At 50.7% G+C, this 14,961-nt stretch carries 11 protein-coding genes and 2 pseudogenes; 6 read left to right on the top strand and 7 right to left on the bottom strand.

The genetic code is table 11. The features are described 5' to 3' along the window. The 5 genes and pseudogenes from L0156_29505 to L0156_29525 form a co-directional block, all read left to right on the top strand. On the top strand, window positions 1–225 hold a 225-nt coding region (locus L0156_29505; GenBank protein ID MCI0607142.1), incomplete at its 5' end, for a hypothetical protein. Window positions 226–542: 317 nt separating this feature from the next. Next, entirely contained in the window at window positions 543–713 is a 171-nt protein-coding gene (locus L0156_29510; GenBank protein MCI0607143.1) for a DUF433 domain-containing protein, read from the top strand. Beyond that, window positions 710–916, top strand: a complete 207-nt coding sequence (locus tag L0156_29515; protein MCI0607144.1) for a DUF5615 family PIN-like protein — start codon at window positions 710–712, stop codon at window positions 914–916. Before L0156_29510 ends, L0156_29515 begins: the two co-directional genes overlap by 4 nt. A 902-nt stretch (window positions 917–1,818) precedes the next feature. Further along, window positions 1,819–3,036 carry an ankyrin repeat domain-containing protein gene (locus L0156_29520; protein MCI0607145.1) on the top strand — a complete coding sequence of 406 codons (1,218 nt, stop codon included), beginning with the start codon at window positions 1,819–1,821 and terminating at the stop codon, window positions 3,034–3,036. A gap of 1,217 nt (window positions 3,037–4,253) precedes the next feature. Beyond that, window positions 4,254–6,478 (top strand): annotated as a pseudogene (locus L0156_29525) (tetratricopeptide repeat-containing serine/threonine-protein kinase). A gap of 38 nt (window positions 6,479–6,516) precedes the next feature. On the opposite strand, the gene L0156_29530 reads toward L0156_29525, so the two are convergent. Next, the gene (locus tag L0156_29530; protein MCI0607146.1) at window positions 6,517–9,174 is read right to left on the bottom strand and encodes a protein kinase; all 2,658 of its coding nucleotides are present in this window, start codon (window positions 9,172–9,174) and stop codon (window positions 6,517–6,519) included. A gap of 136 nt (window positions 9,175–9,310) precedes the next feature. Here L0156_29530 and L0156_29535 point away from each other — a divergent pair, with 136 nt between their 5' ends. After that, window positions 9,311–10,318: an acetamidase/formamidase family protein gene (locus L0156_29535; GenBank protein ID MCI0607147.1), complete on the top strand. Its 1,008-nt coding sequence runs from the start codon at window positions 9,311–9,313 to the stop codon at window positions 10,316–10,318. Between the two features lie 236 nt (window positions 10,319–10,554). Here L0156_29535 and L0156_29540 read toward each other — a convergent pair. The 6 genes and pseudogenes from L0156_29540 to L0156_29565 all read right to left on the bottom strand — a co-directional run. After that, window positions 10,555–10,632: pseudogene (locus tag L0156_29540) on the bottom strand (DUF899 family protein). A 13-nt stretch (window positions 10,633–10,645) separates the two neighbouring features. Further along, the gene (locus tag L0156_29545; protein MCI0607148.1) at window positions 10,646–11,425 is read right to left on the bottom strand and encodes a DUF2182 domain-containing protein; all 780 of its coding nucleotides are present in this window, start codon (window positions 11,423–11,425) and stop codon (window positions 10,646–10,648) included. A 46-nt stretch (window positions 11,426–11,471) separates the two neighbouring features. Continuing rightward, on the bottom strand, window positions 11,472–12,224 hold the full coding sequence (locus L0156_29550) for a DUF899 domain-containing protein (protein MCI0607149.1): 753 nt from the start codon (window positions 12,222–12,224) through the stop codon (window positions 11,472–11,474). A gap of 102 nt (window positions 12,225–12,326) precedes the next feature. Next, window positions 12,327–12,755, bottom strand: a complete 429-nt coding sequence (locus L0156_29555; GenBank protein ID MCI0607150.1) for an SRPBCC domain-containing protein — start codon at window positions 12,753–12,755, stop codon at window positions 12,327–12,329. Next, entirely contained in the window at window positions 12,715–13,104 is a 390-nt protein-coding gene (locus tag L0156_29560) for a metalloregulator ArsR/SmtB family transcription factor (GenBank protein ID MCI0607151.1), read from the bottom strand. Before L0156_29560 ends, L0156_29555 begins: the two co-directional genes overlap by 41 nt. A gap of 273 nt (window positions 13,105–13,377) precedes the next feature. After that, a partial coding sequence (locus L0156_29565) for a S8 family serine peptidase (GenBank protein MCI0607152.1) occupies window positions 13,378–14,961 on the bottom strand: 1,584 nt, incomplete at its 5' end.

Below are 14,961 nucleotides of genomic sequence, written 5' to 3' on the forward strand. Positions count from 1 at the left end.
CAGCCCCTTGGCTATGAAATTGCTTTCTTGGTCATCTTCCTGATATGTGAAATTCGGCTGAACTCTGCGCCATCCAGTTCACGCGCATCTGAAATTCTTGCCGTACGGCAAGAATTTCAGATGCGGAAACGGCAGATGGACAACGTGAGTACCAAAGATAAGAAACTCATGGACAAGCTGAGATCCCTTAGCCTGTGGTCACACGGCTCATCGGAGCGGTTATGATTGAAAAGAGGTATGGCGGACCATGAAAGAATTGAAACGAATACCATTTGATCCAGCTGTGATGGGAGGAAAACCGGGTCTTCGTAAGAGTGTGTAACGTTGAAATTCGCCGAGTCAGCAGATCCAACCACCGTCTCCCTCGAGAAAGCTGCCTTTTTTCTTTTAGTTGCGAGTTCTTTTAGTTGCTATCGGCTGAATATTTCGGATCACAATGTGATGGTCATCGCGACTATAGATGTTGTTGTACATCAATCACTTACGGTCGAATTACCGCTACACACTGTTAAGAAGAACCGGAAAACCTTGGCATTCGCGGAATGAGAGTCACAGTCGGTATGATTGTCGGTCTTGTGGCCGTCGGTACTCCCAAACAAGAAATCCTTAAGTTGTATCCATATCTGAAACCTGAAGACATAGATGAAGCGCTCTCCTATGCTGCCTGGCGGGCAGAAGAGATTGATGTTCCTATTAAACAAGTCGGCGGATGAAGATCCTAATTGACACGAACCTCTCACCGGATTGGACAACAGTTTTCAAAGGTGCCGGTTTCGAAGCCCTTCACTGGACTGAAGTCGGCAACTTTCAAGCCACCGATCAAGAGATCCTTTCTTGGGCCGCAGATCACGCCTATGTTCTATTCACCCACGATCTCGATTTCGGTTCGATCCTTGCTGCGACCGGAACGTGTTAGTGGAATTGTTTTTGACGCAATGAATCAGTTCCGATAATTAGAGCAAGGCGTTCTAATCAGCATAGATGAAGAAAGAGCCAGGGCCCAGATTGCTCCCTATCCGCGTGTAATCTTCTGAAAGTCAGAACTTCAACCAGATTCCGTTTGCATTCTGTTTGCATTTTTGCACCCCAATTGGTTTATTTTGGTCGATTTTGGATACTTGGATCTCGACGTCTCGACGAATGTTGTAGCGATCTGTCACGTCGGAGGTCGCGGGTTCGAGTCCCGTCGGCCCCGCTCAACGCGTCAATGCCAGACGCGCAGACACATTTGGGCTGAGTGGTCGAACAAACCGCTCAGCCCATTTTCATTTCTGATGAGCGTATAAAGTCGAAAATCATCCGCTTAAGAATTGATTTCGAAGCATCCGCTAATTTGCCCGTTACGTGTAGAAAGCAAACGCGTGTCAATGGAAATTGATACATCCCGCAATCACACAAACACGCTCGACATCAGTCAAAAGTGTAGACCAGATGGCGTTGACCGGAATCTGCCGGCGGCTTCGTAAAGGACCCAACGAATTCACTCCCAACGCGCATACATCCGCTCGGCGATAACAGGAAGCGCGAGAATTTCGGGAGTCCTGGATGCGATTGCAAAAAGAAAAATTAAAGCGAAACCGCCGGTTTACTTTTCTTCCACAAAATCTTTGTCGCAAGATCAGCTCGCAGAGCTCACACATTGTTAAATGCAAAAGCGTTCACTATACAAAAAAGTCTTTCTGATCGAGATGAGGATTCAAAGAACTTACGTATGGTTGGGATACGCATCGTTCATCTCTGATAATTCGGAAGTCGGAAATAGGGATATACTGCTTGTAAAGAAAGACGAATCTCGGGCGCGCCGAAGATTACAGGAAGATGCGAAAAGAAGGTAAACAAAGTTCGGAGTCGCTGGCATCACAAAAAGTGAAGAAGGCAGAACTCGTCCAAGAGGCTGCCACTCCGATAGAGGCATTGCCGATTTCAGTGATTTGTCCGTTTTGCAAAGCGCCTTTTGGAAAAGAAAAGATCGTTCGTTGCTCTGTGTGCGGAACCAGGCATCACGCCGCCTGCTGGAACGAACATGGGCGATGCAGCCTGTACAATTGCCCGGGCAAAAAGGAATTGATTATTTCGGGACGGAAATTTGCGGGAGTCGTAACAGCAGCGGCAATTATGATCTTCGGCGGCCTTTATCTCTTGATTGGATCACGCTCGATTCATGAGTTTCCGCCTCCATCGGCTCCCATTCCTGAGCGTGCGACTCCTTCCAGAGTTTTGCGGCCGTCAAAGTGTGGTAGCAATGTTGAATTGCTGGAAGCCGCACGGTCTGGCCAAACACAAAGACTAGCGAACCTCGTTCAATCAGGAGGTAACGTGAATGGTAGCGGCACGGTTAGCATTTTCAGCGAAAATGACCGCTGTTTGACCCCGCTAATGGTGGCTGCCTATTACGGACAAACAGCCACAGCAAGTCTGTTGATTCAATCCGGCGCAAGCTCGAATGATGCGGACGAGTTTGGTTTTACCGTTCTAATGTTTTCGATTATCGGCAATCATCCTGATGTTGTAGAGACACTTCTCAAAGCCGGAGCCAGCCCTTCCATCAAAAACAGATACGGCGATACCAGTTTGAACCTTGCTGCCATTCGTGGCAATCCTAGGATACTGCATTTGTTGATTGCTGCGGGTGCCGATCCGAATATTGCGAATGAGCTTGGATACACGCCATTGATTCAAGCACTCCGGGCCAAACAATTTGAAATGGCAAGAATTCTAATTACTTCAGGCGCATCGATGAACCAAACAGATTCTGCCGGTCGCACTCCTTTAAGCTGGTCTTGCGAGCAAGGGGATGAACCGACTGTGAAAGCGCTTCTGGAAGCTCACGCCGATCCCAACTTGAAGGACGCAAAAGGTTTGACACCTCTGATCTGGGCTACCAAGGCAAACCATGCAGCTATCGCGAAGATGCTGATTCAGTCAGGCGCTGATTTGAGTGCAACAGATGCGGCCGGGAAAACGGCTTTGGATTACGCAAAACAAGCGCAGCTCAGTGAAATCGAACATGTCTTGCTGAAAACCCGAGTTCCTTAATGCGATCCATTTAATACTGCAAACATTTTGGAAAGACGCGCAGCATCACGAACTAGTGTTACGCGATAACCCCTTCGTTAATGTTCCCGCAGAATAAACCACTGCGTATCCGCCACAACAGCGGAACGTTTCGAAGCAGAAGTAGGAATCAGTCGACTGAGAAAAGGAATTTACCTCCGTCAAATGGCAATTGATACATCCCCCAATCCGGTGGTTTTCGTTTGCATTCTGTTTGCATTTTTGCACCCAAATTGGTTGATTTTGGTTCATTTTGGATACCGGGATCTCGACGTCTCGACGATGTTGTAGCGATCTGTCACGTCGGAGGTCGCGGGTTCGAGTCCCGTCGGCCCCGCCTTTCTATGTGGTGCGGATGTTGAGTCCGCACCACATTTTCCTTCGCTTCGCCCGCCACTTGCGCGGCAGCCGCCTTGCAACAACGCCAAATTCGGATTTTCTTGAATAAGAATGGTCCGTTGGAAGTGTCCTAGAGCCTTTGGCGTGTCGATTTAATTTTGATGAAGCAAAACATATAATGAATAATTCGGAGTGAAGGAAAAATACCAAAACGATCCGCAACCGGTGTCAGACTCACTGCGAAGATGCTGGCGCAGTCACGAGTCATTGCGAAAGGACGCCGGATTCGAGACTTGAAACGTCTTCTTGAAGCATATGGAGGCACACCATCAAAATGGGTGAAGAAAAGCAGTCAGACTATCGAAGTCTCAGGCGATTTCTATGAGTACCATAGGTATGAGCATCCCGGAATTGGGCGCGTTGAAGAAAAAAAAAGTGAAGGTAATCCACCCATGATAGTGACACTTAAATAACCTAGTCCTAACTATCCAGTCTACGTTAATGGTACAGCATTTGATACTGAGAAGCTTCAGCTGATCGGAGAGGCGCGTCCCATGGTTAGGGAACAGGATATTTCAGGGTTTTGGGGTTCGGCCACCCGCTCTAAAAGCCCAAATAGCCCCGTTCTGTCTTGAGATAATATGAAGCCATGAATCGCTTGATGGCGCAAACAGACCTACCAATCATGTTGGAGCTCGTAGTTAGAGGCGCGAATTTTCTTATATCGTTATCCACTCTGAGAGCTTTCAGTGCTGGATTATAATGACAAGGCAAAGAGAATTTGAGGATTGAATATGGCGGTCTGGCCGGGAACGTTACTGGGGCCTTATGAGATTCTCGCTCCATTGGGATCGGGGGGAATGGGCGAAGTGTACGTATCCCGTGACACGCGCCTCGACCGCAGGGTAGCGATCAAGGTATTGCCGGAGCACCTTTCTGCGGGTCCGGATGCGGAAAGAAGATTTGAACAGGAGGCCCGGGTCGTTGCGCGTCTGAATCACCCCAATATCTGCACACTATACGATATCGGTTGCGACAACGGTGTGCACTATCTTGTAATGGAACTGCTGGAAGGCGAGACTCTTCGTTCGGCGCTGCGAAATGGTAGCTTCCCCGTATCCAAGCGCTTGATGTCGGGATCCAGATTGTAGAAGGACTTGCTGCTGCCCACAGCGGCGGGATTGTTCATCGCGACTTGAAGCCGGAAAACGTTTTCTTGACGGTGCAGAATCGCGTGAAAATTCTTGATTTTGGTCTGGCTCGAATTTCAGCACCTCCAGTCCAGGCGGAAATTTCCTTGAAACCAACGAATGCTGTGACTTCGCCGGGCGTCCTGCTGGGAACTCTGGCCTATATGTCTCCGGAGCAATCACGCGGTGAAGTCGTCGATTCGCGTTCGGATGTTTTCGCGTTTGGAGTTGTGTTTTACGAAATGCTCAGTGGACACCGTTGTTTTGACCGTCCTACTTCATCCGAAACGATCGCGGCTATCCTTCGGGACGACCCGCCCGATCTTGCGGGGTCCGGGATTCAAGTTGCGCCAGAACTAGAATCCATTGTGCGACGATGTCTCTCCAAAAATCCCGAGAATCGATTCCCTTCCGCGCAAGAGCTGCTTCCGGCACTCCGTCCTCAATCGTCTGCAGTGAGCGGCTCGGTAAAAACGGAAAAGAGTCTCCTTTCGATTGCTGTACTGCCGTTTCGTAATATGAGTGCCGATGCGGAGAACGAATATTTCAGCGATGGATTAACGGAAGAGGTGATCTCTGATCTGTCAAAGATAACCGCGCTGCGGGTAATCTCTCGAATCTCATCCATGCGTTTAAAAGGAACGGACAAAGACTTATCGACCATTCGCCGCGAATTGAATGTTCGTTATGTGCTTGAGGGAAGCGTTCGAAAAGCAGGTCAGCAGATCCGGATTACAGCACAATTAACGGACACCGAAACAGACACCTTGTTATGGTCCGATAAATATACCGGCACGCTCGATGATATCTTCGAAATTCAGGAACGAGTTGCTCGTTCCATTGTCGAATCACTACGCCTGAAGCTCACGCAAGAAGAAGATCGCCGCCTGGGTGAGCATCCGATCGGCAACATCGATGCTTACGACGCCTATCTGAAAGCGCGCAAGGATATCTGGAGCTTTACAAAGGAGCGGCTGGACTCCGCCGTTTCGAATCTCAAAAAGGCTCTGGACCTTTCGGCAGATAACATCGTTCTGAACCGCGGAATGGGAATCGCTGTCTGGCAGTACGTAAACATGGGATTCACATCAGATCCATCCTATCTGGATCGCGCCGAGGAATATGCGCGAAAGCTGCAGAAGCTTGACCCGAATGGCCCTCATGCCCCTGCTTTGTTCGGATTCATTGCTGCTCAAAGAGGCAATATTCGGGAATGGGTAAGTCAGTTGCGGCGTTCCCTGAGTCTGGATCCCCACGACCCCGATTGTCTTTTCTTTTTGGCGGCCGGATTGGTGTACGCCGGAAAGATGGAAGAGGCGGAGGACGTCCTCAAAAAATTAGAATCCATCGATCCATTGTGGGACATGCTCTACTGGCTCAAATCGTACATGGAATATGTCTACGGAAGGATTGAATCTGCAATGGGACACCTTAAGAAATGCCAGGAACTGGCCGGTGAGAGTCCGATTCCTCCCTGGAATACGGCCTTTTGCCTCGCGGCCGCGGGAGATATTCCGGGGGTTGTGGCGATTGTTGATCGACACTTTCCCGATCCAACCTCCGATTCGTTATCCACCATGGCACATCTTCTCAAACATGCGCTTGCAGGAGAGAAGCAGGAAGTGCACAGACTGGCGACACCTGAATTCGAGTCTGCCATCTGGGGGGACCTGCATTGGACCTACACGGTAGCACAAAGCTACGCAATCCTGAACGAACCCGATGAAGCTTTGCGCTGGCTCACACGGTCTGTGAGTCGTGGCTTTATCAATTATCCGTACTTGAGTCAAGAGGATCCGCTGCTTGCAAACATCCGTTCCCATCCGGGATTTCAGAAGCTGATGACGGACGTAAGGCGGCAATGGGAGAGTTTTTCAGAAACTCTTGATTTCTGAGAGTTTCCTATCCTTTAGTAGCAAAAAATCACAGAAAGTCATCTGGCAGATTGCGAGACAAGTTTTGAGCCAAGGTTGGTGATCACGCGCACAACTTCGGTGGTCCCTTCCGGTGCGTCGCGATAGATCATCACCAAACGCTGTCCATCCGGAGTGATATCGTAATTTGCGGCGCGCTCCCAGACAAAAGGACCGTCGAACAGTTTTCTGGGGACGGAAGCGGAAAATTCCGGACTGTAGGAAATGTTGACGTCCATCATCTGCCTTCCAAAGCTGTAAAACAGTTCCTTGCCATCGCGGGACCACAAAGGGCCAGTACCGCCTTGAGTAGAAATCTGAATCCGAGTACCCGGTTCCGGAAAGGACCGAATGTACACCTCATTTCTTCCTGACTCATCGGAGACATAAGCCAGCCAGCGTCCGTCTGGTGAGAATGCGGCAAGTGTCTCGTTGAATGGTGACGCCAGCCAGGGTTGAGGCTTTCCTCCCTTGCTGAGATCAGCAACATAGAGATCTGTTCCACGGTCTCCAGACAACGAATCAAAAACCAGATATTTGCCGTCAGCAGACCATGTTGGACGATTCAAGTCCTGTTCCATCGTGACGATGGATTCTTCCGCCGCCGCCGGATCCAAGTCTTTTTCACTGATATTTCTGGCTCCTTCAGCCCCCAGACTGAAAACAATCTTTTTGCCGGACGGATGCCAGGCAGCTCCATGATGATCACGATTGAAAGTAAGCTTTGATAGTGTTCCGCGATTCAGATCGTAGGTCCACAACATGCATTCCAGATTACCGCTTTGATTGATCAATAACGTGCGCCCATCCGGGGAAATACGCGGTTGTGTCCAGGAATCCCGATGTTCTACCAGTGACGTAATCGTTCCTTTCCTGTCGACCCACACCACACCATAAGCACCTGTTGCCGCGGCACCCTCCGAAGGTGTAAAGATCATTGTTCCATTTTCAGCGACAGCATAGGTTCCGTATGCACCGACACGCGTCGATACATTTTCTTGCACCAGTTTCACTTCTCCAGTAACGACAGCTTTATCGATATCGAATGGCGCCGCGTAAATGTTGAGATCCGATTCACGGTAAAACAAGAGGTGTCCGGAAGTGTACTGCGGATTAATCGCAGCATCAATCACGCGGTGACGTTCTTGGCTTTCAAGCGAGAAAGCATCGATCGCGGCGGTCCCGGCAGTAAACAGGAGCCAGCGTCCGCCCGGAAGAGGATAAGGATGCCAATGATCGCGTTCACCATCGGTTGGTTTTGTAATCTGTTTCAAATCGCCGGTATCCGGTCGGATTATGGAAATGCCACGCGCAATCTTTCCTTCAATTTCAGCTCCTGAAAAGAAGATCGAATTATCGCTTGCCCAGTAACCGCTCTTAATCAAACCTTCCGGAACAAGAGCAATTTTCTGCGGAGCGCCTCCATTCACGTGGACAACATACAAATTCCGGTTCGCAAAGTAACCGATTCTGGAACCATCCGGAGAGAAGAACGGGTTGGCCGCCCCTTCTGTTCCATGAATCGGCCTGCTGGCAAAAGAGTTCAGCGCGCGAATATAAATCGGGGAGCTGGCGGTTGGGTGATAAGGGACGTACGCAATTTGACTTCCATCATGAGAGATCGCAGCGACTGACGTGTAGTTGAATGAAGCTCCGGTAATTTCGAAATGTAACGAAGGTTGGTCGCGTGTGAAACGATTGTAAAAGATCATCGTTGCTGCTGCCGCCATCAACGTCATTACAATTGCTGTTAAGGCAACTGCTTTCCAGATAGATTTCCGTTTGGCCGGAGCGGAAACGGCCGGCGATTTTTCCGGATGCGCAGTTGCCGAAAGGATGATGCGTGCTTCGCCGATATCGCGCAAGCGGAGCGAGGGATCGCGTTCGATGCAACGGGAAAGAAGGTGCCGGATGGAATCCGGAACCGTTGCAGGAAGCGCATCCAACGTAATCTCCTGGCGAAAGATGGAGCCCAGGATTTCCGGGAGCGATTCGCCTTCAAAAAGCTTTTTATCGGTCAGACATTCGAATAGCACCACACCGAACGACCAGATGTCGGTGCGTTTATCGACTGCTTTTCCTTTCGCCTGTTCGGGCGACATATAGGAAGCGGTTCCCAGAATGATTCCTGCTTCGGTCATCATGTGGCTTTGTGTGGGAGAACTCGAGAGATCAGGCGATTTGCCAGCCGGCTCTCCTTCAAATGCTTTTGCAAGTCCGAAGTCGAGTAGCTTGACCGTGCCATCGGGACGGATCTTCACATTTGCAGGTTTCAGGTCGCGGTGAATAATTCCGTTCTCATGAGCATATTCCAGTGCCAGCGCAATTTGCCTGAAAATGGAAATCGTCTCTTCCAACGGCGGAGTTCCTTTTTGAAGACGGTCCGCAAGCGTCTCTCCTTCGACAAGCTCCATCACCAGCGCGCGAGTTCCGTTAAATTCTTCCAGACCGTAAATTTGCGCAATGTTTGGATGATTTAAGGACGCAAGCGTGTGAGCTTCACGCGTAAATCGTGCGAGTCTATCGGCATCGCCGGAAAAAGCGTGCGGAAGACTCTTGATCGCCACATCACGATTCAGCCTGGTGTCGCGGGCGCGATACACTTCGCCCATTCCACCTGCACCAATCACAGCCAGAATTTGATAGGAACCAACTCTCGCGCCCAAACTCAATGCCATCCCTCAGGAACGGTACCACAAAGTGCGCATTCAGTACCAGCCGGCGGTCTCGTAGCCAGTCAGGCATTTCTCCTTCCGTTACTATGATTTTCGTAAGAACCCCTTGTGCTATTATAAAATTACCTCGTTGGTTGGAATGCTGTTGAACTCATCTGACCGCTTTCGCATTGGTTTGTTGTTAACGATTTTTGCATCAGTGGTGTTCATAGCAGCAGCCGGGAAATCGGGCAGTGAACTGAAACCAAAATACTTTCTAACTTCCGACCAGACTCACAACAAATTCAGCCGTACGATACCGCCGGTATTGAAAGTGCCTAATGGGGCGGTCATTCAAGTGGATACGGAAGAAGCGTCAGATCGTCAGCTGAACATCAATTCCACTTTTGCTGATGTGTCGAAGGTTCAAATGGACCCCGTTCATCCGCTGACCGGGCCGGTTTATGTGGAGGGAGCCGAACCAGGCGACTGTTTAGCGGTGAAACTGATCAAGATTGAAATCGGCGATTGGGGTTGGGTGGGCATCTTCCACGGCTTCGGTTTTTTGTCCGATGAATTTCCAGAACCGTTTCTGAAAACATTTAAGTTGGGTAAGGATGCGAAAAGCGTTTCATTTACCGAAAAGATCAAGATTCCATTGAAGCCCTTTGCGGGTGTGATGGGTGTCGCCCCGGATACGGATGAATTGCTTTCCACCATTCCTCCGCGAGCAAACGGTGGAAACATGGATGATCCAAACATTGTGGAAGGCACCACAGTTTATTTTCCGGTTTTCGTCAAAGGGGGGCTTTTTTCAATCGGCGATACTCATGCGGCACAGGGATTGGGTGAAGTTTGCGGCACTGCTATTGAAGCGCCCATGCGGATTGTGTATCAGGTAAACGTTCTCAAGAACAAGAAAATTCCGGAGCCGCAGTACGAAACCTCAGAGTATTATGCAGTTACTGGTTTTGCGACAACAATCGACGAAGCCGCTAAGAAGGCCACACGTTACATGATCGACTATCTGGTTCAGGAACAAGGATTAAGCCGCAATGAAGCCTATGTTCTGTGTTCGCTTGCCTGCGATCTGAAAATTGCCGAGGTTGTGGATATGCCTCACGTGCTGGTAACCATGCACATTTCTAAAAAAGTGCTGGGGATCTGATAAATCACTCATCCGCGCGAAATGGGCGTTTCCACTGAAGGCCTTTCGAGAGATTCTACTGTAAGAAACTGAAGACAAATTCGCTGAGAACACAGGGATTTCATATCGACATCGTTTCATTTCGTCTACGGCAGGAAGTTTGCAGTGCTTCAGGCTCACACTTCGGCACATTAAGAAGTGAAAGCACCACCAATTTTTTATTCGTAACGATCATGATGACAAGATGCACAAGGGGTTCCATCGACGTGATCACTAACAAATGAACACCTTGGACAACCCTCATCCCAATCGGGAGCAAACATGAAATGATAAACACCATGGGATCCATCATCCGAGCCCGGCTGCTCGCGCGATCAGAAACAACCCTACCGCGACAACGACGACACCGATGGCTCGCGCCATGAGCACACCGGCCGGTGCGAGACGTTCAACGGTGATGGCTGCGGCCACGACTGTCATCGCGCGAAGGTCCATGACCCCGATGACCATGAGAATCGCAATCAGACCGGAACAGCAGTGGCTGCAGTGGAGGCCGAGGCGCACGCCGTGTCGCCAAGCCGTGCCGGTGTCGGCTAGGAGCGTACTGTCGCGCCCAGGTACCTCCCGGCAGCAGACTAGGTTACGCGCCTTCCATGAAGTGAACTGGAACGCTCCGGCAATCACGACGACCGCGCCGACTGCGATCGGTACGGCGCGCGCGAGCGCCGGCTGCTGCATCTCGACTGCCGCTAGCGCGACGCCCAGCGGAAAGGCGGCCATTCCGAACACGGTCCACACGAAGAAGTAACCTACCCCAACGAGCGCAGTCAGTGGACCCAAGCTCGTCGCGCCTGTCCTGCCGACGGCCTGGCGGTAGCGCGACAGCATTGGGACAAGGGATGGGAGCATCATCGCCACCATCATCACGACCCACATGCCAAGGAACGACGCCACGGCGCCGGGCCACGTCTGTCCGGGCATCCTCATCCACGCCATCGACATCGTCCATCCGCCGGGCATCCGCATCTCGCCCATTGTCGACATGGACCCGCACCAGACGATCGTCACCACCGCGCTGGCAGCGAAGAGCAGTGCCGAGACGCCGAAGAAGGCCCGCTCGGAAGCCATGAGTGTGATCTCCCGTCCCGCTGTTTCGCGGCAACTGCGACTTAGCTCAGTGCTTGTCGTACTCATCGTGGCGGCGAAACCAGAGGCCCGTCTCGTTACGCCCTTTGGGGGCGCGGTCTAACCACTGGTACATGCCCCAGAGGCCGTCCAATCCGCGCGCATAGGCGGAATAGGTGTGATAGGCGACGCCGTCCTCGAGCACGAACGCGCTCATGCCCGGCCTCTCCCGCGTGTACGTGGCCGGGTCTGTTCCGCTCATGGCCGCGAATGGGTCATTGACATCTTCCGGGACCAGCGGCGGCTCGCTCCGGTAGTTGTATTCAATGCTCCCTTTGCGCTGCTGCTCCTCGGTGAACCCCACGCTGAAGTCGAAGTTAAAGTCGCTTCCGAATGAGGATGCCCATGGAAATGTCCAGCCCATTCGCCGTTTGTAGGCCTGCAACTTTGCAAGGGGCGCACGCGACACCGCCCAGAGCATAACGTCATGGTTGGCCAGGTGAACCACAAACCCGTTGAAGCCGTCCGCGATCGCCGAACAGGCCGGACACCCCGCCGTGTAGTCGGGCCCGAACATGAAGTGGTAGAGGAGGAGTTGCGAACGTCCTTGGAAGAGATCCGCCAACGAGGCGTTTCCTTCGTCGGTCTCGAATCGATACTCCTTGTCGATACGAACCCACGGCAGCTCCTGCCGCCGCCGCGCCAACTCATCGGTACGCCTCGTCAGCTCCTTCTCCTCTTTGAGCAGCTCGAGTCGCGCTGCGAGCCACTCCTTACGTGTTCCGGTCATGTGCTTTGTCATCGTCTTATCTCCTTATGATGTTTTGTAAACTCTCGTTGAAATGCAGGGCAAGTTTCTGACGGTGCCGAACCTTGCATTTGAATTTTGCAATACCGTTTTCTTTTAAGATTTGCTGAAATGTTTCGCTAATTTCTCAACAATATCGGTCCATCCTTGTTCATGACTTTCTCTGGCTTCATCACTCAGACCTTCGTGAGTTAACGTTAATTCGGTCTTCTTACCTTTTTGAATCAGCTCGATTGTGACAAGAGTCGGGTTCATTCCTGTTGCTTTTGAAATCCAGGTAAATGCAAGCTTTTTTGGGCGGTCAAGAATTTTATATTCGCCTGTATGCTCAAATTCTCGTTCATCGTTCTTCATCACGATCCAGAATTTTCCACTGACTCGCGAATCGACGATTGCTTCTGTGTATTTCCATGGGCCTGGTACCATCCAGTCACGCAAACTCTCCGGATTGAGCCAGGCATCAAAGATTTCTTCCGGGGATGCATCAATGATTCTTTTTATCACCAACTTTCCGGGAGTAGTCATTTTTTTCTCCTTTGATTTTTTTCCGCTTGCTTATCAGATGATTTTCCAACGCAGCCAATTGCTCTTCCCAGAACTTCTCGTAAGTATCAATCCAGGCAGAAGCAGTACGAAGAGGCTCTACATTCAAACTACATTCGTGATTCCTACCGGAAATTCTTCTTTGAATCAGACCTGCACGTTCTAAAATCTTCAGATGCTTGGAAATTGCATTCAGCGAAACGTCAAAAGGCGCCGCTAATTCCGTTACTCGGGCAGGACCGCGCCGGAGCCGATCCAAAATTGCACGACGAGTTGGGTCAGAAAGCGCTAAAAAAGCATTATTTAAAGTCTCCGATTGATATTCAACCATAAGGTGTAATATACTTACAATTCTATGGGTGTCAAGATTTTTGAAATGAGAGTGGGATTTGCCTTTTATGCAGACAACCAGACCACCGGCACATCAAGACCCATTACATTATAAGAAATTGCTTTTTTGGTCATCTCCCTGATTGAAAAACCGCTCCCCGTGGGTGATTTATCCAGGGAATCGTCGAAAACACTGATTGTTTTTGCTTCTGAGCTTGGTTGCCCAGTATACGGTTTGATCGAACGACAGCTGCGGTGCTCTGATTCGGAGAATCTAGGTCCCGGGTTCCAGTTCTCCGACTGACTTCTTTGCTCTTGCGCGGGTGCGTTCGAAAACTCCGCGATTGGCGTCCGCTTTCGCTCGCTCGTTTCCGAACGGATCGATCAAATGAAGATCCAGATCTGTAGCGCTCTGAAAGGGAACGGTTGGCCACCACAATGCCGCATCGAGTCGGAGATTGTTCAGTCCAACCTGGATCGGAATGTCAACTTCGGCGACAGGTACAGGATCACCCGGCTCCGGCGGATCGCTGATGATAACAGGTTCCATCATCACTTTACCCCAATTCGCGAATCCGCACGTGGGAAGTTCAATTGGTCCAACACCGAGGCGCTCTTGATACGGATTAATCTCTGTACCTGAAAGGATCATTAAAGAATAGGTCTGTCCCGGATCGAACGTGTTAAATTTGCGAAGCCAGTTGCGGACCAGAGCAGCTGCGCCGGCAGCGTACGGTCCCGCACCACTCGTTCCACCAAATCGGCTGGTAAGCGAAAAGTCGGTGCCGGGATTGGAACAGAAAGCATCATCAGGAATCGAGATTCCATCCTGGCAAGCGGTTTCGGTGTCAGTGGGCGCTTGAATGTCCGGTTTATAGCGATCATCGTTTGTTGGACCGAAACCCTGATAATCTCCCGTAATTTCGGTCTGAACGTTCAATGCTCCAACACCCAACACCTTGTGCGCGTTGGCTGGTGAACGAACTGATTCCGGTTGTGGAAATCCTTCCGGAACATCGCACAACGAAGAGACGGCGCAGTTGCCCGTTGGAGCAAGAACAACCGCGCCCGCATCGAAAGCATTGTTAGCCGCCATTGCCAGCGGGCCGGTCGGTGGCGTTGGTTCCTGAGTTTCCACTAAAATCACGCGGTCAAACATCTGCAATGCTTGCTGAAAAGCATTCAGCAATCCGCCCATTCCAGAAAAACAGTGTCCCGAACTGCAATCAAGAAAGTACACCTTCCAACTATCGACTGTGATCCCCGTTACGCCGCGAAAATCCGCACCGAGATTCGCATTTCCGGCGAGAATTGCCGCAGTCGAAGTTCCATGGCCATGAGAATCCGCAGGATTGAAATTTGGATCGCTCGGATCGAGACAACTCGGACCACCATAAACGCAATCCGCTTCGATCCGGATGTTGTCCTCTGCTGGTCCGAACATTACGTGCGTGGACCTTAATCCTGTATCCAGCAAGCCAATGCATCCGTTTTTCATTCCACTCAGATGAAAGTAAGCATCGGAATTAATCTTTGCTCTGGCGTCAACAGCATCGTTGAAGGGATTTCCATCGTGGCCTGGAGGCAATGCTTCTATCCGATTCAGCTGAAGATAGAGAACGTTGTCAAGACTCGCAAGCTCGTTAACGTCTCCGTACCGAAGGTCGGCAAGAAATGCGTTTACAATCCAGAATTGCTCGACCACCTTAATGTCGTGATCCCCACCCCGAAAGCTGGCGAGGAACTCTTCAGTGGCGCGAGATCGCCTTTCTTTGTAGTCCTTGATGATTTCCTCCTGACGTTCAACTTTCCCCCTTTGCAAGCCACACCGGAAGAATTCTTTTGCGAGATCAGGAAA

Source organism: bacterium, assembly GCA_022616075.1.
Classification (GTDB): Bacteria; Acidobacteriota; HRBIN11; order JAKEFK01; family JAKEFK01; genus JAKEFK01.

Coding starts and splice junctions, on each gene's coding strand:
- L0156_29510 (MCI0607143.1), top strand. CDS start 543: ATGAGAGTCACAGTCGGTATGATTGTCGGTCTTGTGGCCGTCGGTACT.
- L0156_29515 (MCI0607144.1), top strand. CDS start 710: ATGAAGATCCTAATTGACACGAACCTCTCACCGGATTGGACAACAGTT.
- L0156_29520 (MCI0607145.1), top strand. CDS start 1,819: ATGCGAAAAGAAGGTAAACAAAGTTCGGAGTCGCTGGCATCACAAAAA.
- L0156_29530 (MCI0607146.1), bottom strand. CDS start 9,174: ATGGCATTGAGTTTGGGCGCGAGAGTTGGTTCCTATCAAATTCTGGCT.
- L0156_29535 (MCI0607147.1), top strand. CDS start 9,311: ATGCTGTTGAACTCATCTGACCGCTTTCGCATTGGTTTGTTGTTAACG.
- L0156_29545 (MCI0607148.1), bottom strand. CDS start 11,425: ATGGCTTCCGAGCGGGCCTTCTTCGGCGTCTCGGCACTGCTCTTCGCT.
- L0156_29550 (MCI0607149.1), bottom strand. CDS start 12,224: ATGACAAAGCACATGACCGGAACACGTAAGGAGTGGCTCGCAGCGCGA.
- L0156_29555 (MCI0607150.1), bottom strand. CDS start 12,755: ATGACTACTCCCGGAAAGTTGGTGATAAAAAGAATCATTGATGCATCC.
- L0156_29560 (MCI0607151.1), bottom strand. CDS start 13,104: ATGGTTGAATATCAATCGGAGACTTTAAATAATGCTTTTTTAGCGCTT.